Source organism: Staphylococcus sp. EG-SA-15, from assembly GCF_017151895.1.
Lineage (GTDB): Bacteria > Bacillota > Bacilli > Staphylococcales > Staphylococcaceae > Staphylococcus > Staphylococcus aureus.
Genome location: NZ_JACVZN010000112.1, coordinates 1 through 251, shown reverse-complemented (window position 1 = coordinate 251; position 251 = coordinate 1). Strand labels below are relative to the sequence as shown.

At 40.2% G+C, this 251-nt stretch carries 2 pseudogenes; one reads left to right on the top strand and one right to left on the bottom strand.

Annotated features, from left to right (window positions below):
- Positions 1–137: pseudogene (locus IDG64_RS14570) on the bottom strand (alanine:cation symporter family protein); the annotation flags it as partial.
- Here IDG64_RS14570 and IDG64_RS14565 point away from each other — a divergent pair.
- Positions 121–251, top strand: a pseudogene (locus IDG64_RS14565) (alanine:cation symporter family protein); the annotation flags it as partial. The pseudogenes IDG64_RS14570 and IDG64_RS14565 overlap by 17 nt on opposite strands.

The following is a 251-nucleotide window of genomic DNA, read 5'->3' as shown; positions in this document are numbered from 1 at the left end:
GCAGTTGCCGCTGCATTCGGCGCAGAACCCATACCAGCTTCGTTAGAGAATAAACCACGTTTGATACCTTGAAGAACCGCAGCACCTACAGCGCCACCAGTTACTTGTTCGATACCAAATGCACTTTCATCTGTGGTAGGTAATTACTATTACGGTCAATCTAATATTGAATTTTTATCAACAAACCGTGTAATATTATTTATCTTTAGATGTCTTGTTGTAGTACTTGTCTTTGTCGGTGCAGTTGTAAA